We start from the raw sequence: 21,571 nt of genomic DNA, 5'->3' as shown, positions 1-21,571 counted from the left end.
GCCGGAAATTTCTCTATTCATTTCAAAAAAAGGGGAAAAATTTTGTCGCAGCGAGGCGGCTGCTTTGGGCGGTATCGCACAAAAGCAGCTTATTCCGGCATGCCGCCGGAGATGATGTGCTCCGCGATCTCGCGTTTGGTGCGCCGCTGGTTCATGGCCTGCTGCTCAATATAGGCATGCGCTTCGGGTTCGCTCATCGAGCAGCATTCGATCAGCAGCAGCTTGGCGCGATCGACCAGACGGATGTCCTCGATGCGCTGCTGCAAGCGGCGGTTTTCTTTGCGCAGGCCGGTCAGGCGGGAGCGCGCCGCGCGCGTCATGCGCAGCGCCTGCATGAACAGCACGCGCGAAATCGGTTTGGGTACGACAAACACGCCGTCGTCCTCGACCTTTTCGGCAACGCTGTCTGCAATCTCTGCTTTGGCAAGCAGAATAACGCCGGCCAGCGTGTCCGTGGCCGCGGTTTGCGCCAGCTCATGGCCGAATTCATCCGGCAGCGGCGTATTGATCAGAACCAGATCAAAATCGCCGTCCACAAGCGCGCGGCGTGCTTCCGAACCGGATGCAGCCGCAACGGTTTTGGCCTGCACTCCGCAGGAAGAGAGAAATTGTGTCAGCATAGCATGGGATTTTTGCGTGGCGGAAACGATCATGATGCGTTCCAAACAGCGTTTCCCCCCTTTCGGGCAAGGATGGACGAAAAATCAATATCGCTCAAAATACAGCGAGCGTTCCGCGGAAAAGCGGTCATCTGCCAGTGCGATGCGGTCGTGCTCAACCTGCTTGGCGGCGAAAAAGGCTTCGCGCGTCTTGGTCGGCAGATGGCGGGCGATAAAGGGACTGTCCTGCGCGCAGCGGATGGCTTCGCACAGCGTACCCGGCAGCGCCTGGTACTGTGCGCGCACCGCATCCGAGGCGGTGAACAGGTTTTCGTTGCAGGCGGGGGCGAGGGGCAGCTTTTGCTCGATGCCGTCCAGGCCCGCGTGAATGAGCAGGGCAAAAACAATATAGGGATTGATGCAGCCGTCAAACGAGCGCACCTTCATGCGGTTGGCCAGCTTGCCGTTTGCCAGCGGCACGGCGATCAGCGGCGCACGGTTCTGGTGCGACCAGGTGATATACTTCGGTGCCTCGAACTCGCCCAGACGCTGGAACGAGTTGGTCAGCGGATTGCCGAACACGGTCATTTCCGCCGCGTGCTGCAAGATGCCCGCGACAAAACTGCGGCCGTCTTCGCTCTGGTCGAAGCCGGGGTGGAACAGGTTTTTGCCGTCCCGCATGATGGAGATGGATAGGTGCAGGCCGCTGCCGGGAATGCTGGGCAGGGGCTTGGGCAGGAACGAAGCGTGCAGCCCGCTCGATGCCGCCATGGACTTGACCACCCATTTGAAGGTGACGAAATTGTCCGCGGCTTCCAGCGCCTCCGCATAGCGGAAGTCGATCTCGTGCTGGCCGGGGCCCTGCTCGTGGTGCGAGGATTCGGGCTGGATGTTCATTTCCTCGAGCGTCAGGCAGATCTGCCGGCGCACGTTTTCTGCCTTGTCCAGCGGCGCCACATCAAAATATTCGCCATGGTCATGCGGGGTGGTAGTTGGCCGGCCGTTTTCGTCCAGCTCGAACAGATAAAACTCACTGGCTGTTCCCATCGTGATCGAGTAACCGGCCTGCCGTGCACGGCGGCTGGCTTCGCGGAGCAGGCGGCGGCCGTCGCCCTCAAAGGGCGTGCCGTCCGGATAGCGGATGTCGCAGAAAAAGCGAACGACCCGGCCCTGCGCCGGCCGCCACGGCAGCACGGACAGCGTTGCCGCATCCGGGAACAGCAGCAGGTCGGAGGCGTCCACATTGAGGAAGCCGCGCATGGAGGACGCGTTGAAGTGGATGCCGTGTTCAAACGCACGCGTCAGTTCGGTCGGCATAATGGCGATGTTTTTCTGGTTGCCGAAGATATCACAAAAGGCCAGACGGATGAATTTTACGTCATTCTCCTGTATAAATTGTATGACTTCGTGCATGGTGGTATCCATAAGAGCTGCGCTCCTCTCTGAAAAGTAAGATCTGCGCGATGCAGCGCGTGATCAGGATTCGTAGGTATAAAGCTGGTGGTAACCGGCTTCGGGGTTGGGCGACAGCACATAGTACTGCTGCGCGAGCAGGGTGGCGGCGTCGCCGCCAAAATAGCGGCAATAGTCCTCGACATAAGGTGCAATGTGCTCCAGATCGGTCTGGGATGCCGGGCTGACCAGTACCTGCCGCGGCAGGCCCGCCGGTGCCTGATCACATCTTAACACAATTTTGCCGCCGTGCATACCGGTGCCGCAGAAATTCCCTGCGGGATAGGCGCCGTTCTGACCCAGTCCCAGCACGAGGATCAGGCCGCCGGCCTGATATTCGCCGAGGAACGAACCGGCGCTGCGGCCGATAACGATGACGGGGAAGTGCTGCTCGTAGGCCTTCATATGGATGCCGCCGCGGTAGCCGCAGTTGCCTTGAATAAAGATCCTGCCGCCGCGCATACCATAGCCGCAGGCGTCTCCAACGTTGCCGTGGATGATGATGTCGCCTTTGTTCATCGTGTCGCCGACCGCCTCCTGTGCGTTGCCGAACACTTCGATGGTCGAACCGCTGAGGTATTGGCCGAGACCGTTGCCGGGCGTGCCGTGGACCGTGATGGTATGGTCGGAAGAGCCGCAGCCGATATAACGCTGGCCGATCACGTTTTCAACCGTGATGTCCTTGTCGTCGATCGCGCGGATCTGCTCGTTGAGCTGCTGATAATAGGTGAGGTTTGCCTGTACGGTGGTCATCAGTGAGCGCCTCCTAACTTTTTCGCGCGTTCTGCGCGGGAGAATGCCATCAGCTGCGGCTTTTCGCGGATGAGGTCAAAGTCGATCGTGTCAAGCGGGGTGCGCTCGCGGATGAGCGAGGTGTAGATGCCTGCACGGTCCACGTCACCGATCATGATGAAGCCGACCAGATGGTTGTCGCGCGTTACCAGCAGCTTGTAGTGATCCTCGTCCTGCTCGAGATAGGTTTCACCGTCGTAAGAACCGGCGGTGATCATATGCAGGCCCATAAAGCCGGATGCATTCATGGGGATGGACTTGTCGAAGGTCATATTGCCGCCTGCCATGTTGCGGCCCGCGGTCTCGCCCTGCATGTAGGCGTTGGGCAGGATGGCGAGGATACGGTCGGTGTCGGCCGCGATGTCGTGGGAGACCGTGCAGTCGCCCGCGGCGTAAATATCCGGCACTGTGGTGGCAGAGCGGTTGTCGATCAGGATACCGCGGTTCACTTCGCAGCCTGCGTTCGCAGCCAGTTCGGTGTTGGGCCGCACGCCGACCGCGATGACCAGCACGTCAAAGTCGAGCGTACCGCCGCTTTGCAGGGTGGCGGTATTGCCGTCAAAGCGGGCGACGCTGTCGCCCAGGATGAACTTGACGCCCTTGCTTTCAATGTGCTTCTGGATGATGGCGGCAGGCACTTCGGTCAGTACGTTGGGCAGGATGCGGGGCGCGAGATCGATGACGGTCAGTTCGCCCACGCGCTGATAAATGCCCTCGGCGCACTTCAGGCCGATCAGGCCCGCGCCGATGATGAGCACACGCTTGTCGTTCTGCGCGCCGAGCATGGCGTCCAGACGCTTGGCGTCATCCAGCGTCATGAAGCTGGTCTTGTTCTGCACGGTGTCCAATCCCTCCATCGGCGGGACGAACGGACGCGAGCCGGTGCAGACGCACAGCTTATCGTAGGGGACGGACTCGCCGCCTTCAAGAAGCACGGCCTTTGCTGCGGCGTCAATTTTGGTGACCGTGCGTCCCAGCATGGTCTTGACGCCGTTTTTCTCGTAAAAGTCGGCCGGGCGGTAATGCAGCATTTTGTCCTCGGTCGTTTTGCCGAGCAGCAGATAGGAAATCAGCGGACGACCGTATACCGGATAAATCTCGTCAGAGATGACCGTGATGGGGCCGGTGGGATCGACGGCGCGAATGCCTTCGATCGTGCCGACTGCGGCGGTACCGTTGCCAATAATCACGTAATTCATGCGTTTCACCTCTCCTCGTACACAATGGCCTTGTTCGGGCAGCCCTGTACGCACATGGGCTGGCCAAACTCGTTCTTGGCGCACAGTTCGCATTTCTGGATCGCACCCTCATTCGAGGTGGACAGTGCGCCGTACGGACAGGACAGGATGCAGGTGTAGCAGCCGACGCACTTGTCCGAGTCGATCTGCACCGCGCCGTCCACAATGGTCAGCGCGCCCGAAATGCAGCCCTTGACGCACAGCGGATCGATACAGTGGCGGCAGGAAACCGCAAAGGAAATGTTGTTGCGCTCCTCGATATGGATGCGGGGTGCAATTTTATGATCCTTGAGCGCCTTGACCATCGAGGACTTGCCGGAATTGGCAAAAGCGCAGTAATATTCGCACAAATGGCAGCCGAGGCACCATTTTTCGTTGACATAAACCCGTTTCATCGTCACATTCCTCCTTATTCGCCCGCGTGCTTGATGCCGAGGATGTTAAGCTCCTTCTGGGTCAGGCCCAGACCGCGCAGCATCAGTCGGTTGCCGCGCAGCGCTTCGATCGAGTTGATGCCCATGCCGCCCATCATTTCCTTGAGTTCGTGATCCCATGCGGTGACCAGATTGATCAGGCGCTGCGAGCCGATGTCGGGGTTGAGGCGCTTGACCAGTTCGGGACGCTGGGTCGCGATGCCCCAGTTGCACTTGCCGGTCTGGCAGGAACGGCACAGATGGCAGCCGAGCGCGAGCAGGGCGGCGGTGGCGATGTAGCACGCGTCCGCGCCGAGAGCGATAGCCTTCAAAAGGTCGGCTGAGTTGCGGATCGAGCCGCCGACGACCACGGAAACCTGATCGCGGATGCCTTCGTCGCGCAGGCGCTGATCGACCGCGGCGAGCGCAAGTTCGATCGGGATGCCGACGTTGTCACGGATGCGGGTCGGGGCAGCACCCGTGCCGCCGCGGTAGCCGTCGATGCAGATGACGTCCGCACCCGAGCGGGCAACGCCAGAGGCGATGGCCGCAACATTATGTACCGCTGCGATCTTGACCATAACAGGCTTCTTGTATTCGGTTGCTTCTTTCAGAGAGTAAACCAGCTGACGCAGATCTTCGATCGAGTAAATGTCGTGGTGCGGGGCGGGGGAGATGGCATCCGTGCCCTCCGGGATCATACGGGTCTTGGAGATATCCGGACCGACCTTGTGGCCGGGCAGGTGGCCGCCGATGCCGGGCTTTGCGCCCTGACCCATCTTGATCTCGATGGCCGCGCCCGCTTCCAGATAGTCCTTGTGTACGCCGAAGCGGCCGGACGCAACCTGTACGATGGTGTGCGGGCCGTACTGATAGAAGTCCTGATGCAGGCCGCCCTCACCGGTGTTGTAGTAAGTGCCCAGCGCGCAGGCGGCGCGGGCGAGCGATTCGTGCGCGTTGTAGGAGATCGAGCCGTAGCTCATCGCGGAAAACATGATCGGCACGTTCAGCTCGAGCTGCGGAGACATGTTGGGGATCAGGCGTCCGTTTTCATCGCGCTCGATCTTGCCCGGCTTTTTGCCGAGGAAGGTCTTGGTCTCCATCGGCTCGCGCAGCGGGTCGATCGAGGGGTTGGTGACCTGCGAGGCGTTGATGAGGATCTTGTCCCAGTAGATCGGGTAGGGTTCCGGGTTGCCCATCGAGGACAGCAGCACGCCGCCCGAACCCGCCTGACGGTAGACCTCGGAAATGGCCTTGCCCGTCCAGTTCGCGTTTTCTTTAAAGGTATGATCGGTCTTGACGATCTTGAGCGCGCGCGTCGGGCAGAGCGAGACGCAGCGGTGGCAGTTGACGCACTTGGATTCGTCCACCATCATCTTTTCAAATTCGGGATCGTAAAAATGTACTTCGTTGGCGCACTGCCGTTCGCAGGCACGGCAGGCGATGCAGCGGTCGTAATTGCGCACGACCTCGTACTGCGGATACAGAAAATCAATAGCCATTACTGCTTCCCTCCGTCGTTTAAGCTCACAATGACAGCCTCGCCGCCGCGCGGCGCCCAAATCTTGTCAAGTTCGGGCTCGATCACGCGGATGGCACATTCTTCCGAGGCAATATATACGGTTTCGTCCTTTTCGCCGACCACCATGCTGCGCAGTTTGAGGCGGTCGTTGAGGGCCATCAGCCCGCCCTCGTAGCCAACCAGAATGGAGAACGGGCCGGTGACCATCAGAGAGGCGAATGCGTTGCGCAGATACGTCAGCCGCTCGCGTTCGGCAGGTTCCTGCTTTTCAATCGTGGACCAGAACGGTGCGGCGATCACATGGCTGATCTCCTCGAGTGTCAGCCCGAGCTTGCGGCCAAGATAATCGACGATGTAGGTGATGACCTCGGTGTCGGTCAGCAGGTCGCACGAATAGCCGAACATTTCGATGAAGCGGCGGTTTGCGTCATAGGAAGAGATTTCGCCGTTATGTACGACTGTGGTGTCCAGCAGCGCAAACGGATGCGCGCCGCCCCACCAGCCGGGGGTATTGGTCGGATAACGGCCGTGGCAAGTCCAGGAATACGCTTCGTAGTCTTCCAGACGGTAATATTCGCCAACGTCTTCCGGGAAGCCGTTGGCCTTGAATACGCCCATGTTCTTGCCGGAAGAGAAAATGTAAGCGCCGTCCAGCGTGTGGTTGATGCGGATGACGAAGCGGGCGACGAACTCGCGCTCATCGAGCTGGCTGGCTGCCAGCTTGGTGTGCAGCGGGGTGACAAAGTAGCGCCAGATCATCGGCTCGTCGGTGATGCGGGGATGGCGGCGCGTCGGGATTTTGGAAAGGTTGACAATGTCAAAGTGCCGCTCCAGTTCCTTTTCGCATTCCTCTTTGGCGTTCTGCGTATCATAGAATACATGGAACGCATAGAAGTCTGCATATTCGGGGTAAATGCCGTAGCCGGCAAAGCCGCCGCCCAGTCCGTTGGAACGGTCGTGCATGGTGCGGATGGAGTCAATGATGCGTGTGCCGTTCTCCCGTGTGCCATCCTTATGGAAAATGCCGGAGATCGCGCAGCCGGCAGGGATGCGGATTTTGCCTTCTTTTTGCAACATGTTGCTTCCTCCTTTTATATATGCGCGTTGCAGGGCGTCCCGCTGCGGGGAAGCCGGCCGTCGGTGCGCTTTCCGCGGAAAACACTGCCGGACGGTGTTTTAGGATACAATATAAATAAAAAAGGCGTCCACGATAGCCGGAGATCGAAACACAATCTCCGGCTATCGTGGACGCCGTTGTCCTTTTTCTATTGTATAGCGTATTGGGGGACAGCGTCAAGCGAAAAATCAGGGGGTACCGCCAAGTTTTCGCAATTTGCATAGATTCGTTGCCATTTTTCTGGTAAGTTTTCAGAAGGTTGCATCAAATCGCTCGTCGGGGTGAAAAAGAGTGCCCGCAGACCTTGACAAAGACCGATTTGGTCGCTATAATGCAAGGTGTTAACAGCAAAGGCGCTGTGGGAACACGACCCGCAGCGCCTGTTTTGTATTATTTCTTCGTTGGGTAACAAATTCACATATAAAGGAGCGAACCATTCATGAACACAGCAAAGAATGTTCCCGAGTTGTTCGGAAGCATGGTCTTTAACGAGACCGTCATGAAGGAACGTCTGCCCAAGGACGTTTACAAAAAGCTGAAGAAGACCATGCGGGAAGGCACGGCCATCGACGCTGATGTTGCTGCGGTTGTGGCAACGGCAATGAAGGACTGGGCGGTCACCAAGGGTGCAACCCATTACACCCACTGGTTCCAGCCGATGACCGGTGTAACGGCGGAAAAGCACGATTCCTTCATTTCGCCCACGGACGACGGCAGCGTAATGATGGAATTCTCTGGCAAGGAGCTCATCAAGGGCGAGCCGGATGCTTCCTCGTTCCCGTCCGGCGGTCTGCGCGCGACCTTTGAGGCCCGCGGCTACACCGCATGGGACCCGACCAGCTATGCGTTTGTCAAGGACGGTTCGCTCTATATTCCGACGGCGTTCTGCTCTTACACCGGCGAAATCCTCGACAAAAAGACCCCGCTGCTGCGCTCGATGGAAGCGATCAGCACGCAGGCCTGCCGCGTGCTCAAGCTGTTCGGCAAAAACGTCCGCCGCGTTTCTACCACGGTCGGCCCCGAGCAGGAGTACTTCCTGATCGATAAGAAGGATTACGCACAGCGCAAGGACCTGATCTTCACCGGCCGCACCCTGTTCGGCGCGAAGCCGCCCAAGGGCCAGGAGATGGAGGATCACTACTTCGGCTCCATCCGTCCGCGCGTGGCTGCGTTCATGCAGGAGCTGGACGAAGAGCTGTGGAAGCTCGGCATTTTTGCCAAGACCAAGCACAACGAGGTTGCACCCGCGCAGCACGAGATGGCGCCGGTGTTCACCACCACCAATATCGCGACCGATCACAACCAGCTGACCATGGAGGTCATGAAGCGCGTGGCGCAGAAGCATGGCTTTATTTGCCTGCTGCATGAGAAGCCGTTTGACGGCGTCAACGGTTCCGGTAAGCACAACAACTGGTCGATCTCGACCGACGAGGGCGAAAACCTGCTCGAGCCGGGCAAGACCCCGAGCGAGAACGCACAGTTCCTGCTGTTCCTGACCGCGGTCATCAAGGCTGTGGACGAATATCAGGATCTGCTCCGTATTTCGGTTGCTTCTGCTGGCAATGACCATCGCCTGGGCGCAAACGAAGCTCCTCCGGCCATCGTGTCCATGTTCATCGGCGACGAGCTCCAGGCGATCCTGGACGCGATCGAGTCCGGCGAGGACTACACCGACATGGCCAAGACCAAGATGGATCTGGGCGTTTCGGTTCTGCCGGATATCCCGAAGGACACCACCGACCGCAACCGTACTTCGCCCTTTGCCTTCACCGGCAACAAGTTCGAGTTCCGTATGCTGGGTTCCGCGATCAACATCGCTTGCCCGAATATCATGATCAATACCGCGGTCGCGGAAGAGCTTCGTCTGTTCGCGGATGAGCTGGAGAAGGCGGACGACTTCCATACCGCTCTGGTTGCCCTCATCAAGCGCGAGATCAAGGCGCACAAGCGCATCATCTTCAACGGCAACGGTTATGACGACGCATGGCTGGCTGAAGCGGAGAAGCGCGGTCTGCACAACCTCAAGTCTACGGCGGATGCACTACCGCACTATACGGATGAGGCGAATGTGGAGCTGTTTGCCCGTCACGGTGTTTACACCCGTGTCGAGATGGAGTCCCGCGAAGAGGCGCTGCTCGAGGAATACTACAAGACCCTGCACATCGAAGCGCTGACCATGAGCGACATGGTGCGCGAGGAGATCCTGCCGGCTTGCGTAGTATATCAGAGCGATCTGGCCAAGACCGTCAAGAACAAGAAGGAAGCCGGCGTTGCAGGCGGCATGGAAGCCGATCTGCTGGGCCGCGTATCTGCACTGACCGAAGAGCTGTACAACAAGTGCCGCGAACTGGACGCTGCGGTAGCGCAGGCGCCCGATGCGGATGCGGAGACGATCGCGCATTATTATCATGACACGATCCTGCCTGCGATGGATGCGGTTCGTGCACCGGCCGATCAGCTCGAGATGCTGGTAGGCAAGAAGTACTGGCCGTTCCCGACCTATTCCGACATTCTGTTCTATGTATAATCGTAAGCCATAATACGCTTGCGCTGATAACAAGTTTTCGTATATCGTTCTCTTTGTACACAATGGCGTGTATTTCCTGTCAGCCCGAAAGGGCGGCAGGGGATACACGCCATTTTAATTTTTAGGGGGTTTTATCAATGGATATCAATGCACTTGCGACTTCGATGGACGTCGGCTGGACGTTGGTCGCCGCGGCGCTCGTCTTCTTTATGCAGGCGGGCTTTGCGATGGTCGAAACCGGCTTTACCCGGGCGAAAAACGCAGGTAACATCATTATGAAGAACCTGATGGACTTCAGCCTCGGCACGCCGATCTTCTGGCTCGTCGGCTTTGGCATCATGTTCGGTACAATGAATGGCTTTTTTGGTGGATTTGACTTTTTGGCGGACGGCGTAGTCGGTGAAGGCTACAACTGGACGACGCTGATCTTCCAGACCGTGTTCTGCGCGACCGCGGCGACGATCGTTTCCGGTTCGATGGCAGAGCGCACCAAGTTCTCCGCTTACTGCATTTACTCCATGGTCATTTCGGCCGTCATCTATCCGATCTCCGGCCACTGGATCTGGGGCGGCGGCTGGCTGAGCCAGCTTGGCTTCCATGATTTTGCTGGTTCCACGGCGGTACATATGGTTGGCGGTGTGGCAGCATTTGTTGGTGCGGCCATCCTCGGTCCTCGTATTGGTAAGTACACCAAGGACGGCAAGGCTCGCGCTATTCCTGGTCACTCTCTGACGCTGGGCGCTCTTGGCGTATTCATTCTGTGGTTCTGCTGGTTCGGTTTCAACGGCGGCTCTACGGTTGCCCTGTCCGGCAGCGGCGCTGAGGTTGCGGCTCGTGTATTCGTCACCACCAATATGGCGGCGGCAGTGGCGACGGTCACCGTTATGTGCATCACCTGGATTCGTTATAAGAAGCCGGATGTGTCCATGACGCTGAACGGTTCTCTGGCTGGTCTGGTTGCCATCACGGCAGGCTGCGATACGGTAACGCCTTTCGGCGCGGCCATCATCGGTATCATTGCTGGCTTCGTTGTAGTATTCGGTATTGAGTTCGTCGATCAGAAGATCAAGGTAGACGACCCGGTTGGTGCGGTTGGCGTACATGGCTTGTGCGGCGCGACCGGCACGCTGATGGTTGGTCTGTTCGGCTATTATGCTTACGGCAGCACGGAAGTGGCGCCGGTTGGCCTGTTCTACGGCGGCGGCGTGCATGCGCTGGCGATTCAGGCCCTCGGCATGGTTGCGGTCATTGCATGGGTTGCAATCACCATGACGATCGTGTTCCAGATCATCAAGCACACCATTGGCCTGCGTGTTTCCGAAGCGGAAGAGATCATGGGCCTCGACAAGCCCGAGCATGGTCTGTCCTCGGCGTATGCGGACTTTATGCCGGTGGTTCCCAATGTGCTGGGCACCAAGGCGGCAGAAAAGGCGGCTTCTATGGTAGATACCATCCCGGTTGCGGTCGAGAAGGCGGTTCCGGTTACCAAGGTGACCACCGAGGGCAGCGACCACAAGCTGACCAAGATCGTTATCGTTACCAAGCAGTCCAAGTTTGAAGTGCTCAAGGAAGCGCTGGGTGCAATCGGCGTATCCGGTATGACGGTGACCAATGTTATCGGCTGCGGCGTACAGAAGGGCGCAGCGGAGTATTACCGCGGTGCAGAAGTCGATGTAACCCTGCTGCCGAAGATCAAGATGGAGGTTGTTGTCTCCAAGATCCCGGTTGAGACGGTGGTTGAGACGGTCAAGAAGGTTCTGTATACTGGCCACATTGGCGATGGCAAGATCTTCGTTTACGACGTGGAAAATGTCATCAAGGTGCGTACGGGTGCGGAAGGCTTCGACGCTTTGCAGGATGACGAATAATTCATCTGTGAATACTAAAAAAAGGAGCGGCGGCGCCGTCAGGCGCTGCCGCTCCTTTTTGTGGATGCCATGAAGAAAAACGTACTGATGAAACTCAGTACGTTTTTTCTTGATTTGAACCCAAATTTTTCACTTCGTAATCCGCGAATATGGTTGGAATGGCGTTTGCAAATTTGTCGGAAGGCTGTAACGCCAGTGTTCGGCAAAGTGCTTGTCCGCATTGGGTAAATAATACGTTGCCGACGGCGATCTGATCGGTTTCTGAAGAAATTTCGTAAAGTACAGAATGGTATAAAAAGTGTTGCCGATAGGGGGTGGAACCTGTATCGCTTTTCAGGACATAGCCGGCAATGCTGCTGAATTGTATCAAACCAACCGAATTTAATTCGGCGAGCGTGGAAAAGTCAAACACTGTGGAGCCTAAAAAGGCGTTTTGATGATCGAAATAGATAATAGGTGTGTATTTGTTTGTGATGGCAAAATTGGTTCCGTCGAAATCGACATGCTGCAAACTGAAATTACATACATGAAAAAAGGCTTGCGCAAGGTCCTTGCTGAGAGTCGAAAGGATGGAGATGAGACGCGTGGGAACAGTATTGGGGTTTTTGCATTCTTCTGCGAGCAAATTTCCCCAGATGATTTTGACATCTTCCGCAGAGACGTGTTTGCAGGAGTCCATGAAGCGCGAAAGCCATTCCGCATCAACGTCCGCAGCGTGATCGTGTGCAGCGTTTGTATGCAGAGCTTGTTGCGCAATTTGATAGATATCGTATTGGTTTTCCCATTCCTTTAATAATTTGGCGACTTCCTTGAGCTTGACCGCTTTGACGGGAAGGGGATCTGCGGAGTTTTTGATTTGCTCTATCATGTATTGCTCGGCTTCTTTGGTTGGCAGCATAATCAATCCGATTTTTTCGTATAGCGCTTTTGCAAGGGGAGTCAAAAAGGTCGCAACCGTGGCTGAGCCCAAGATCGTTGGAAGCAATGAGGATAAATCCATGACGATACAACCACCTTTCCGCATTGGGCGATGTCCCTTCTTGTCCTTATGATAATACGAAGCGGAATGGAAGTAAATAGAAAAGTGGTGTGAAATGTGTGTATAGGGGACAACGCACGAAATAATAAAAGAAAAAGTACCGGATTTCTGTTGAAATCGGTACTTTTTCTTGGTGCGGATGGGGGGACTTGAACCCCCACGTCCTTGCGAACACTAGCACCTGAAGCTAGCGCGTCTGCCATTCCGCCACATCCGCATATTTGATTGTTGCTTGAAGGTGGTGCGAGTGACGGGACTTGAACCCGTACGTCGATTGACACACGCCCCTCAAACGTGCCTGTCTACCAGTTCCAGCACACTCGCATCTCTTGCATATCGAGTCATCTCACTGTCAGCGACGGGTAATATTATATCGAAAAAGAGTGGATTTGTCAATAGGTTTTGTCAAATCTCTTTGGGCAGAATTGGAGTTTGTCTGAACGATGCACATCAGGCTTACAGAGAAAAAATGAAAAAGCACTGTATCTCTTTCGAGATCAGTGCTTTTTCTTGGTGCGGATGGGGGGACTTGAACCCCCACGTCCTTGCGAACACTAGCACCTGAAGCTAGCGCGTCTGCCATTCCGCCACATCCGCATATTTGGTTGTTGTTTGAAGGTGGTGCGAGTGACGGGACTTGAACCCGTACGTCGATTGACACACGCCCCTCAAACGTGCCTGTCTACCAGTTCCAGCACACTCGCATTCTCTTTCGTATCGAGTCGCCTCACTGTCAGCGACAAATAGTATTATATCGAAGAGGTGGGGGATTGTCAACATATTTTTACAAAAAATCTAGAAAAATTTTTGGGGCCATTTGACGGCCCCAAGATTCAACAGCTGGCGCGCCACGCGATCAACTGCGCGGCAATCGAGACTGCGATTTCTGCCGGTGTCTGCGCATGAATCTCCAGGCCAATCGGTGTGACGACACGACGCCGGGCCGTATCGGCAAAGCCTTCGCACTCGAGCGCGGCGAACAGCGTTTCGCGCTTGCGGCGGCTGCCCATTAGGCCAATATAGGAGGCCGGGGTGGACAGCGCATAGCGCACGGCGTCTGCATCGCATGCATGGCCGCGCGTCATAATACAGAAAGCATCCGCCTCGGTTGGGGACAGCGCACCGGTGAGCGCGGATGCAAGCGTGTCCAGCGGTGTGGTCAGCGTATGCTCGGCATGCGGGAAGCGGGCAGGGGAGCAGAACTCTGCACGGTCGTCCACGACAATGTGCCGGAAATCCAGCCGGTGCAGCAGGGCGCACAGCTCATGTGACACATGCCCGCCGCCGATGACGTACACCCGTCCTGCGTCGCTCAGCGGCGCGCACAGCGCGTCTTTGCCGCGCATGGATAAAACGGCCGGACGGGTAGGCAGCGTATCGTCCTGCGCGATGCAGGGCGCGGAACCGTCCAACGGCAGGCACAGCCAGACCGGCTTCCGTTCCTGCAAGGCGGTAAGTGCGGCGCGCAGCGGCGCGGGAGCGGTCAGCGGTGTGAACAGCACTTCGGTCGAGCCGCCGCATACCATGCCCAGACTGCCTGCCTTGCGGTTGTCCAGTTCAAAATGCATCAGACGGCCGCGTGTGGGCTGTGCGGCTGCGAGGGACAGACAGTGGTGTTCGAGGACACCGCCGCCGATCGTGCCGTATAGCAGCCCCTGTGTGCCCGCCAGCAGCATCGCGCCTTCCTTGCGCGGCGTTGAGCCGGCCGCGCGGGCGACCGACACCAGTACGACCGGGCGACCGGCTTGCATTTCGCGCAGGGCGGTGGTCAGCAGTTGCTCAAACATGGTTGGTCCTCCTTATCGGGTCAGCAGCAGTACGTTTTCCGGCGCGATGCCAAGCACATCGGGCAGCGCGGCGGGTTTGCGGTCTTTGGGCATGCGCCACCAAAGGGGCGGCGCGGTTTCGTCCTGTCCCGCATATCGGAACAGCAAAATCCATTCAAACGGTTCTTCGAGTTCGCCCACCCATTGCACATTGGCGCGATTGGCAGCGGCGCGGGCGTGAAAATAGTGTGCACGCAGGCCGATAGCGCGCAGATCATCCGGCACGGGCTGCGCGGCGGTAAACCGCAGGCCCCATGCGGGCGCTTCGACCGTTCGTTCGTCAATTTTGCGGGCGGGGGTGATGTTTTTGCAGCCGGTCAGGCGCGCGGCGGTTTCGCTGCGCGGGTCGGCAAAGACGGCTTTTGTCGTGCCGTCGCGCACGACGCGGCCATCCTCCATCACGCACAGTTGACCGCACAGGTGGTAGGCTTCATCTCGGCTGTGCGTGACCAGCACGGCCTGTCGTCCGTAGGTACGCAGCAAGGACAGAAACTGCGGCTGCAACTGGTCGCGCAGATGGCTGTCAAGGGCGGAAAACGGCTCGTCGAGCAGCAGCAGGCGCGGCTGGTTGACCAGCATGCGCGCGAGAGCCACGCGCTGTGCCTGCCCGCCGGAGAGCTGCGCCGGGCGCAGCTTTTCCAGCCCTTGCAGCTGCATCATTTGGATCATCTCACGCAGGCGGCGCTGCCGTACGGCGGCGTCACGCTCGCGGTGCAGGCCGGTTAAGATATTGCGTTCAACCGTCAGGTGCGGAAACAGGGCATATTGCTGGAACAGATAGCCTACACGCCGCTGCTGCGGTTTGAGATTGATGCCGCGTGCGGAGTCGAACAGCGTTTCTCCGTCGAGCACGATGCAGCCGCTGTCCGGCGTTTCCACGCCCGCGATGCATTTGAGCGTCATGCTCTTGCCGCAGCCGGACGCGCCCAGCAGGCCGGTGACCGCGTCCTCCGCGTCAAAGGCGGTTTCGAGCACGAAATCGCCCAGTGTTTTGCGGATATCCACATGCAGGCTCATGCGCGGCGCACCCCCTTCTGACGGCGCTCGAGCAGGTTGACGGTCAGCAGCACGGCTGCCGAGATCGCGAGGTTGACCAGCACCCAGAGAAAGGCGTGGGTGTCGTCGCCCGTGCGCCAGAGCTGATAGACCGTGGTCGAGATGGTTGCGGTCTTGCCGGGTGTGTAGCCGATCAGCATGCTGGTCGCGCCGTACTCGCCCAGTGCGCGCGCAAAGGCGAGCACCACGCCCGCGATGATGCCATCCCGGCAGGCGGGCATGCGGATGCGCCAAAAAATGTAGGTATTAGACAGCCCAAGTGTTTGCCCGGCCTGTGCAAGCGTTTGGTCAAAAGCCTCGAACGCGCCGCGCGCGGTGCGGTAAAGCAGGGGGAAGGCGACGACCGCTGCCGCGATCACGCCGCCGTACCACGTCATAACAAATTTAATGCCAATTTGCGCCAGCGCGATGCCGAGCGGACGGCGCGAGCCGAACAACAGCAGCAGAAAATAGCCCACGACCGTGGGCGGCAGCACGAGCGGCAGCGTGAGCACGACGTCGAGCACGCCTTTCAATAGGCGCGGCAGGCGCACGGCGTAATAAGCCGCGGCGATGCCGGTGAAAAACACGATCACGCTGCTCAGTGCCGCGATACGCAGCGAATTGAAGAGCGGATACCAATCCAAGGGGGAAATACACTCCTTTTGCAAACGGGGCAGAGCACGCGCCCCGCCCCATCTGTGTCAACTGAAATCAAGCGGCCGGGGAGAATCCCACGGACGCAAATACGGCCATCGCCTCGTCGGTGGACAGATAGTTGAGGAACGCCTGTGCTGCTTCCGGATGCGCCGAGGTCTTGAGCACGGCGGCCGGATAGATGACCTGCCCGCACATGTCGGCGGTCGCCTCGTCCACGACGGTCAGGCCGGCGCTGAACGCGTCGGTCGCGTAGATGACGCCCGCGTCCACGCTGCCCTCGCGCACCTGTGTGGTGACTTCCTTGACGTTTGAGCCATAGGTGATGCAGCCCGCGCTGGCGAGCGCCGTTTCGTCCAGTCCGTAGAACGCCAGGATCTTCTGGGTGTACTGGCCGACCGGCACGTCGCTGTTGCCCATGGCCAGCAGGATATCGCCTGCCTGTAAGTGTTTGGCGAGCGAGTCAAAGCTGTCGATGCCCTTGGGGTTATCGTTGGGCACGGCAAGCGTGACTTTGTTTTCCAGCAGGTTCAGGCGGCTATCCGACTGCACAAAGTCCAGCCCCTCGGTGTTGACCGAAGCATCGGCCGCCGCGTCCAACTGGTCCATCTGTTTCTGTGCGGCGGAGATGAAAACGTCGCAGTCCGCGCCCTCCTGAATCTGGGTTTTGAGCGTGCCGGAGGAATCAAAGTTGAAGGTCAGCGTCACGTCGGGCGCCACCTCCTTGTAGTCCTCCGCGATCTGCTCGAGCGTTTCGGTCAGGCTCGCCGCCGCGAAAACGACCAGCTCGGTCGCCTCGCCGCTGTCCGCTCCTGCTGAAGCGTTCGCTCCGCCGCTTGTTGAGCAGGCGGTCAGGCTGAACGCCATACATGCGGCGAGCAGCCCTGCAAGGAATTTTTTCATGGTGTGTCTCCTTTGTCCCGTCTTTCAGGGACGTTTTATTTTCAACCCGCCGGTTTTACGACGCGGTCGAATCAAAGTCAGCGGGCGCAGTCCATCTGCTCGCCGCGCAGCAGCGCGTGCGCGTGCGGAAGCTGGTCCAGAAAAACATCCATGCACTCCATGCAGGCTTTAGGGCTGCCGGGCAGGTTGATGATGAGCGTTCGACCGCGGATCACGCTCACCGCGCGCGTCAGCATGGCGCGCGGCGTGATGCGCAGGCTGGCCGCGCGCATGGCCTCGGCAATGCCGGGCGCGAGCCGTTCAGCGGCATCCAGCGTCGCCTCTGGCGTCAGGTCGCGCGGGGAGAAGCCCGTACCGCCCGTGGTCAGAATCAGGTCGGGCTGACGCTGGTCGGCCAGCCGAATGAGTTCTTTGGTCAGCCCCTCGCGGCCGTCGGGCAGGACAAGCTGCTCGATCACCGTGTAGCCTGCCTGTTGCAGCCGTTTGGCAACCGCCGGGCCGCTCGCGTCTTCGCGCTCGCCTGCGGCGCAGCGGTCGGACAGGGTGATGACCGCCGCCTGCAAGGGCAGCGGTGTGCTGCGCGGGACGACGGTCATTTCGTCGCCCGCTGCAATGCGCCCACCTTCGAGCACGCGGGCGAAAATGCCCTCGCGCGGCATGATGCAGTCGCCCATCTTTTGAAATATCGCGCAGTGATGGTGGCACGCTTTGCCGATCTGCGTCACCTCAAGCAGTACGTCGCCGCAGCGCAGCCATGTGCCGACTGGCAGCGCGCGGAAGTCGATGCCTTCGACCACCAGATTTTCCCCGAATGCACCGGGGGCAACATCCGCGCCGCGCGCGTTGAACGCGGCGATCTCGTCGGCAGAAAGTAGGCTGACCTGCCGATGCCAGTCACCCGCATGCGCGTCGCCGTCCAGACCGTGGTTTGCCACAAACAGCGCCGTGCCGCGATCCTCTTTTTGAACGCCGCGCACCGCACTGGTGCATACGGCGAGTACTTTTCCCATATTATCCTCCGATTTGGTTCATGGATTTGTGTTCCGTGATATTTTCTCGCTGCTGGAAGCAGTGCGCGGCGGGTTTTTGTAAAATCGCCGCGCGGATCGCGTCCCGCAGCGTTTCATCGTCCGCGCCGCCGCGCAGCAGCGGGCGCAGTTCCACGCCCTCATCATAGCACAGGCAAGGCTTCAATAACCCCGTGCAGGTCAGCCGAAGTCGGTTGCAGCGGTCGCAAAAGCTGTGGCTGACCGCGTCGATCATGCCGATGCAGCCCCGCAGCGCGGGCGCGTGGAAATACCGTGCCGGGCCGTTGCCGCGCGGCTCGGTGATTGGCTCCAGCTGCGGCCAGCGTACGCGCAACCGCGCGAGCGCGTGATCGGCGCTTGCCATTTGGTCGGTTTGCGCTGCGCCCAGCGGCATGCGCTCGATAAACCGGACATCCACCGACAGCGTTTGTGTTAGCTCGGCCAGCGGAATCATCTGGTCGGCGGTTTCGGGCAGCAGCACGGCGTTGATCTTGGTCGGCAGCCGCGCGGCGCACAGGCGCACCGCGTCCAGCACTTCGTCCGCGGTGCGTGCGCGGCGGGTCAGCCGCTGATACTGCGCGTTGTCCAGTGTGTCCAGACTGATGTTGACCCCGTCCAACCCGGCCGCGCACAGCTCGTCCAGCAGCGGCGGCAGCAGCAGGCCGTTGGTGGTCAGCGTGACTTGTTTGACGCCGGGCAGCGCTTTGAGCGCGCGGATAAAGTCTGTGCAGTCGCGCCGCACCAACGGCTCGCCGCCCGTGACCTTGAAACGGTCGATGCCGAGCGAAACCGCCGCCGCTGCGACGCGCAGCAGCTCCTCATAGCGCAGCAGATCGTCGTGCGCAGTGGGCGGCACGCCTTCGTCCGGCATGCAGTAGCGGCAGCGCAGGTTGCACCGGTCGGTGATGGACAGGCGCAGGTAGCGGATCTCTCGTCCGAAGGAATCCCGCATGTTATACGCCCTTGCCGAAGCCGCAGTTGGGGAAGTGGCAGACTTCGCAGTTCAGACACAGCCCACCGTGGCCGAGACCGGCCAGCCACTCGGCCGTAACCGGTATATCAGCCAGCAGGCGCGGCAGCACCAGATCGAAAATCGTGCGCTTCGCATACATCACGCAGCCGGGCAGGCCGCAGACCGGCCGCCCGTCCGGCAGATAGGACACGAGGAACATGGCGCCGGGCAGCACGGGCGCGCCGTAGCTGACGATCTGTGCGCCTGCGTTGCGGATGGCAAGCGGGGTGCGGTCGTCTGGGTCCACGCTCATGCCGCCGGTGCAAAATATCATTTGCACGCCGTCGTCCGCCATTTTGGTGATCGCGGCGGTAATTTCATCCGGGTCGTCGCCGCAAACGGTGTGCGCGGCCATTTCACATCCATATTCGGCAAGTTTCTGCTCGATAACAGGCGTAAAAGCGTCCTCGATCAGGCCTTTTGCGACCTCGCTGCCCGTAGTCACTACGCCGAATGTGCGCGGACGGAAGGGGATCAGCTGCAAAAGTGGCGTATCGCCCGCTGTGCGGCGCGCCTGCTCCATCTTTTCCTTTTCGATCACAAGCGGGATGACGCGCGTACCGCACAGCTTGTCACCTTTTTGAACCGGGAAACCGCCCGCGCGCGTTGCAATCATCATTTCGCCCAGCGCGTTGACCGCGCGCAGACGCTCTACATCGACCAGTAACAGGCCGTCCGCATCCGCAATCAGTTCGATTTTGCCTTCCTTCGGGGCGGTTGCGTGCATGTGCGGCCCTTGGCAAAGCGTGCGCAGAATCTCGGCTGCATCGTTCTCATGCAGCATGTTTTCGCCCGCTTCCCAGATGTAAATGTGCTCTTTGCCGACGCTCAGCAGCACCGGAATGTCCTCGGGCTGGATGATATGCCCTTTGCGGAACACCGCATCCTTGGTTACGCCCGGAATGATCTGGGTAATATCATGGCACAGGACCTGCCCGACGGCATCCTGTGTGCGCATCAGTTTCATGATAAGCCTCCAACAGTAAAATGCGGATTGCAGATGCAATCCTTGCTATGGTAAAATTGTATCATATTTGGACGCACAGGGGCAACCGGCAACCCGTCGAATCCGGTCTGCAATGTGGCCAAAGTTTTTCGTTATATTTATGAAAGTTTAACGAAAATGTGTAAAAGAAACGCATTTAAAAATAAAAATGCCGATGATATGAGAAAAATGGTGTCATTTTGCACGATAAAACGGGGAGGAGACGCGAATGGAAAAGCCGCTGAAGGTGCGTGCGAGCCTGCGCATCGTGCGCGAGGATAAGCTGTTCGGCCCGGGGGTGGCGCAGCTGCTGGAAGGGGTTGAGGAACTCGGTTCGCTGCGGCGCAGTGCCGCACGCATGGAGATGAGCTATAACAAGGCGTGGAGCGTGGTGCACGGCTGCGAGGAGCAGCTGGGGTTTGCGCTGCTCGAGCGGCATATCGGCGGCGCGGGCGGCGGCGGCGCGGTGCTCACCGAAAAGGGGAAGCTGCTGCTTGCGCGCTATCAGGCGTTTTCACGCAAAGCGCACGAATTGCTCGATCAGATGGCGGCAGAATATTTTACGGATATTTTGAAGGAAAGGTGAAAGAACAATGCGGAAACAACAGCCTTGGGTATTGGTGCGCGGCGCGGGGGATCTCGCGACCGGTGTAATTGTGCGGCTGCACCGCTGCGGCTTTCGCGTGGCGGTGACCGAGTGCGTCGATCCTTCCGCGATCCGGCGGCGCGCGGCGCTGTGCGAGGCAGTCTGGAAGGGACAGACAACAGTTGAGGGCGTGACCTGCCGCCGAGTGGAGGACGCGGATGCCGCTGCGCGCGTTTCGCAGGCGGGCGAAGTGCCGCTGCTGGTGGATGAGCAGGCAGCGTGCGTTGCCTTGCTGCGCCCGGCCGCGGTCGTAGATGCGATCCTTGCCAAGCGTAATCTGGGAACAAGCCGAGACATGGCGCCAATCACGGTCGGTCTTGGTCCGGGCTTTACTGCGGGCGAGGATGTGGACGCGGTGGTGGAAACCATGCGCGGGCACCATTTGGGACGTGTGATTTTGCAGGGTGCGGCGATTCCCAACACGGGTGTGCCGGGGGTGATCGCGGGCTATGCCGCCGAGCGGGTCATCCATGCGCCCGCGTCGGGTGAGATGACTTTTGTGCAGGACGAAAACGGGCAGATCGTGGATATCGGCGCGCTGGTCCAAAAGGGACAGGTGATTGCGCGCGTAGGCGGCACGCCGGTGCTGGCGACAATCGACGGCGTGCTGCGCGGCCTGATTCGGGAAGGCTATCCGGTGAACGAAGGACTCAAAATCGCGGATATCGACCCGCGGCCCGAGCAAACAGCCTACTGCGACACGATATCCGATAAGGCGCGCGCCATCGGCGGCGGCGTGGTCGAAGCGTTGCTGTATCTGGCGATGGGAAAAAATATCATTCTTTTGTAATAAAATTTAATTTATACTAAAATCGTAATTTTGGATAATTTACTCTTGAAACTATCTTCTGGAACAGTTACTATATTATGGCATGGTTTTTCGTTTATCTTAACCAAATCGATGATCAGTGT

The 21,571-nt window shown here is 58.9% G+C and carries 19 protein-coding genes and 4 tRNA genes; 4 read left to right on the top strand and 19 right to left on the bottom strand.

The genetic code is table 11. The annotated features are described in order from the left end of the window. Positions 1–89 precede the first annotated feature (89 nt). From EJL02_RS01890 to EJL02_RS01860, 7 genes are read right to left on the bottom strand one after another with little or no spacing between them, the layout of a single operon-like run. On the bottom strand, positions 90–665 hold the full coding sequence (locus EJL02_RS01890; protein ID WP_125114715.1) for an ANTAR domain-containing response regulator: 576 nt from the start codon (positions 663–665) through the stop codon (positions 90–92). Between the two features lie 39 nt (positions 666–704). Next, complete coding sequence (locus EJL02_RS01885) at positions 705–2,024, bottom strand: glutamine synthetase family protein (protein WP_125114714.1); 1,320 nt, start codon at positions 2,022–2,024, stop codon at positions 705–707. 51 nt (positions 2,025–2,075) lie between these two features. Then, positions 2,076–2,804, bottom strand: a complete 729-nt coding sequence (locus tag EJL02_RS01880; RefSeq protein ID WP_125114713.1) for a glutamate synthase — start codon at positions 2,802–2,804, stop codon at positions 2,076–2,078. Beyond that, on the bottom strand, positions 2,804–4,042 hold the full coding sequence (locus tag EJL02_RS01875; RefSeq protein ID WP_125114712.1) for an NAD(P)/FAD-dependent oxidoreductase: 1,239 nt from the start codon (positions 4,040–4,042) through the stop codon (positions 2,804–2,806). Before EJL02_RS01875 ends, EJL02_RS01880 begins: the two co-directional genes overlap by 1 nt. A 5-nt stretch (positions 4,043–4,047) precedes the next feature. After that, positions 4,048–4,476, bottom strand: coding sequence for a 4Fe-4S dicluster domain-containing protein (locus EJL02_RS01870; protein ID WP_125114711.1), 429 nt, complete (start codon positions 4,474–4,476; stop codon positions 4,048–4,050). 14 nt (positions 4,477–4,490) lie between these two features. Then, positions 4,491–5,996 carry a glutamate synthase-related protein gene (locus EJL02_RS01865; RefSeq protein ID WP_125114710.1) on the bottom strand — a complete coding sequence of 502 codons (1,506 nt, stop codon included), beginning with the start codon at positions 5,994–5,996 and terminating at the stop codon, positions 4,491–4,493. Beyond that, entirely contained in the window at positions 5,996–7,093 is a 1,098-nt protein-coding gene (locus EJL02_RS01860) for a class II glutamine amidotransferase (RefSeq protein WP_125114709.1), read from the bottom strand. The genes EJL02_RS01865 and EJL02_RS01860 overlap by 1 nt, the downstream gene beginning before the upstream one ends. 479 nt (positions 7,094–7,572) lie before the next feature. Between EJL02_RS01860 and EJL02_RS01855 the strand changes: the two genes are divergently transcribed. Both EJL02_RS01855 and EJL02_RS14530 read left to right on the top strand, forming a co-directional pair. After that, a complete protein-coding gene (locus EJL02_RS01855) occupies positions 7,573–9,660 on the top strand; it encodes a glutamine synthetase III family protein (RefSeq protein WP_125114708.1) in 2,088 nt (695 codons plus the stop codon). Positions 9,661–9,797: 137 nt separating this feature from the next. Then, positions 9,798–11,528, top strand: a complete 1,731-nt coding sequence (locus EJL02_RS14530; protein WP_125114707.1) for an ammonium transporter — start codon at positions 9,798–9,800, stop codon at positions 11,526–11,528. Positions 11,529–11,622: 94 nt separating this feature from the next. Here the strand turns inward: EJL02_RS14530 and EJL02_RS01845 are convergent, their stop codons facing one another. From EJL02_RS01845 to EJL02_RS01790, 12 genes are all read right to left on the bottom strand, one after another. Further along, on the bottom strand, positions 11,623–12,528 hold the full coding sequence (locus EJL02_RS01845; RefSeq protein WP_164510232.1) for a DUF2806 domain-containing protein: 906 nt from the start codon (positions 12,526–12,528) through the stop codon (positions 11,623–11,625). Between the two features lie 170 nt (positions 12,529–12,698). Then, a tRNA-Leu gene (locus tag EJL02_RS01840) sits at positions 12,699–12,784 on the bottom strand. Between the two features lie 22 nt (positions 12,785–12,806). Beyond that, positions 12,807–12,891: transfer RNA gene (locus tag EJL02_RS01835), tRNA-Leu, on the bottom strand. 187 nt (positions 12,892–13,078) lie between these two features. Further along, a tRNA-Leu gene (locus tag EJL02_RS01830) sits at positions 13,079–13,164 on the bottom strand. A 22-nt stretch (positions 13,165–13,186) separates the two neighbouring features. Beyond that, a tRNA-Leu gene (locus EJL02_RS01825) sits at positions 13,187–13,271 on the bottom strand. A gap of 129 nt (positions 13,272–13,400) precedes the next feature. Beyond that, positions 13,401–14,354: an XdhC family protein gene (locus EJL02_RS01820; RefSeq protein ID WP_125114705.1), complete on the bottom strand. Its 954-nt coding sequence runs from the start codon at positions 14,352–14,354 to the stop codon at positions 13,401–13,403. Positions 14,355–14,366: 12 nt separating this feature from the next. Then, on the bottom strand, positions 14,367–15,410 hold the full coding sequence (locus EJL02_RS01815; RefSeq protein WP_125114704.1) for a sulfate/molybdate ABC transporter ATP-binding protein: 1,044 nt from the start codon (positions 15,408–15,410) through the stop codon (positions 14,367–14,369). Next, the gene (gene modB / locus EJL02_RS01810; protein ID WP_125114703.1) at positions 15,407–16,075 is read right to left on the bottom strand and encodes a molybdate ABC transporter permease subunit; all 669 of its coding nucleotides are present in this window, start codon (positions 16,073–16,075) and stop codon (positions 15,407–15,409) included. The genes EJL02_RS01815 and modB overlap by 4 nt, the downstream gene beginning before the upstream one ends. Before the next feature lie 67 nt (positions 16,076–16,142). Further along, a complete protein-coding gene (modA, locus tag EJL02_RS01805) occupies positions 16,143–16,988 on the bottom strand; it encodes a molybdate ABC transporter substrate-binding protein (protein WP_125114702.1) in 846 nt (281 codons plus the stop codon). A gap of 77 nt (positions 16,989–17,065) precedes the next feature. Next, complete coding sequence (locus tag EJL02_RS01800; RefSeq protein ID WP_125114701.1) at positions 17,066–17,998, bottom strand: MOSC domain-containing protein; 933 nt, start codon at positions 17,996–17,998, stop codon at positions 17,066–17,068. Position 17,999: 1 nt separating this feature from the next. Then, positions 18,000–18,968, bottom strand: a complete 969-nt coding sequence (moaA, locus tag EJL02_RS01795; protein ID WP_125114700.1) for a GTP 3',8-cyclase MoaA — start codon at positions 18,966–18,968, stop codon at positions 18,000–18,002. Position 18,969: 1 nt separating this feature from the next. After that, positions 18,970–19,995, bottom strand: coding sequence for a molybdopterin-binding protein (locus EJL02_RS01790; RefSeq protein WP_125114699.1), 1,026 nt, complete (start codon positions 19,993–19,995; stop codon positions 18,970–18,972). A gap of 247 nt (positions 19,996–20,242) precedes the next feature. Here EJL02_RS01790 and EJL02_RS01785 point away from each other — a divergent pair, with 247 nt between their 5' ends. Both EJL02_RS01785 and yqeB read left to right on the top strand, forming a co-directional pair. Continuing rightward, entirely contained in the window at positions 20,243–20,599 is a 357-nt protein-coding gene (locus EJL02_RS01785) for a winged helix-turn-helix domain-containing protein (protein ID WP_125114698.1), read from the top strand. A gap of 7 nt (positions 20,600–20,606) precedes the next feature. Next, positions 20,607–21,449, top strand: coding sequence for a selenium-dependent molybdenum cofactor biosynthesis protein YqeB (yqeB, locus tag EJL02_RS01780; RefSeq protein WP_125114697.1), 843 nt, complete (start codon positions 20,607–20,609; stop codon positions 21,447–21,449). Positions 21,450–21,571: the final 122 nt, after the last annotated feature.

This window comes from Agathobaculum sp. Marseille-P7918 (genome assembly GCF_900625105.1).
Lineage (GTDB): Bacteria > Bacillota > Clostridia > Oscillospirales > Butyricicoccaceae > Agathobaculum.
This window is presented reverse-complemented; position numbering and strand designations above follow the sequence as displayed.

Bases quoted from the DNA above. Each gene is read 5' to 3' on its own strand.
- EJL02_RS01885 (WP_125114714.1), bottom strand. From the start codon at position 2,024: ATGGATACCACCATGCACGAAGTCATACAATTTATACAGGAGAATGAC.
- EJL02_RS01880 (WP_125114713.1), bottom strand. From the start codon at position 2,804: ATGACCACCGTACAGGCAAACCTCACCTATTATCAGCAGCTCAACGAG.
- EJL02_RS01875 (WP_125114712.1), bottom strand. From the start codon at position 4,042: ATGAATTACGTGATTATTGGCAACGGTACCGCCGCAGTCGGCACGATC.
- EJL02_RS01870 (WP_125114711.1), bottom strand. From the start codon at position 4,476: ATGAAACGGGTTTATGTCAACGAAAAATGGTGCCTCGGCTGCCATTTG.
- EJL02_RS01865 (WP_125114710.1), bottom strand. From the start codon at position 5,996: ATGGCTATTGATTTTCTGTATCCGCAGTACGAGGTCGTGCGCAATTAC.
- EJL02_RS01860 (WP_125114709.1), bottom strand. From the start codon at position 7,093: ATGTTGCAAAAAGAAGGCAAAATCCGCATCCCTGCCGGCTGCGCGATC.
- EJL02_RS01855 (WP_125114708.1), top strand. From the start codon at position 7,573: ATGAACACAGCAAAGAATGTTCCCGAGTTGTTCGGAAGCATGGTCTTT.
- EJL02_RS14530 (WP_125114707.1), top strand. From the start codon at position 9,798: ATGGATATCAATGCACTTGCGACTTCGATGGACGTCGGCTGGACGTTG.
- EJL02_RS01845 (WP_164510232.1), bottom strand. From the start codon at position 12,528: ATGGATTTATCCTCATTGCTTCCAACGATCTTGGGCTCAGCCACGGTT.
- EJL02_RS01820 (WP_125114705.1), bottom strand. From the start codon at position 14,354: ATGTTTGAGCAACTGCTGACCACCGCCCTGCGCGAAATGCAAGCCGGT.
- EJL02_RS01815 (WP_125114704.1), bottom strand. From the start codon at position 15,410: ATGAGCCTGCATGTGGATATCCGCAAAACACTGGGCGATTTCGTGCTC.
- modA (WP_125114702.1), bottom strand. From the start codon at position 16,988: ATGAAAAAATTCCTTGCAGGGCTGCTCGCCGCATGTATGGCGTTCAGC.
- EJL02_RS01800 (WP_125114701.1), bottom strand. From the start codon at position 17,998: ATGGGAAAAGTACTCGCCGTATGCACCAGTGCGGTGCGCGGCGTTCAA.
- moaA (WP_125114700.1), bottom strand. From the start codon at position 18,968: ATGCGGGATTCCTTCGGACGAGAGATCCGCTACCTGCGCCTGTCCATC.
- EJL02_RS01790 (WP_125114699.1), bottom strand. From the start codon at position 19,995: ATGAAACTGATGCGCACACAGGATGCCGTCGGGCAGGTCCTGTGCCAT.
- EJL02_RS01785 (WP_125114698.1), top strand. From the start codon at position 20,243: ATGGAAAAGCCGCTGAAGGTGCGTGCGAGCCTGCGCATCGTGCGCGAG.
- yqeB (WP_125114697.1), top strand. From the start codon at position 20,607: ATGCGGAAACAACAGCCTTGGGTATTGGTGCGCGGCGCGGGGGATCTC.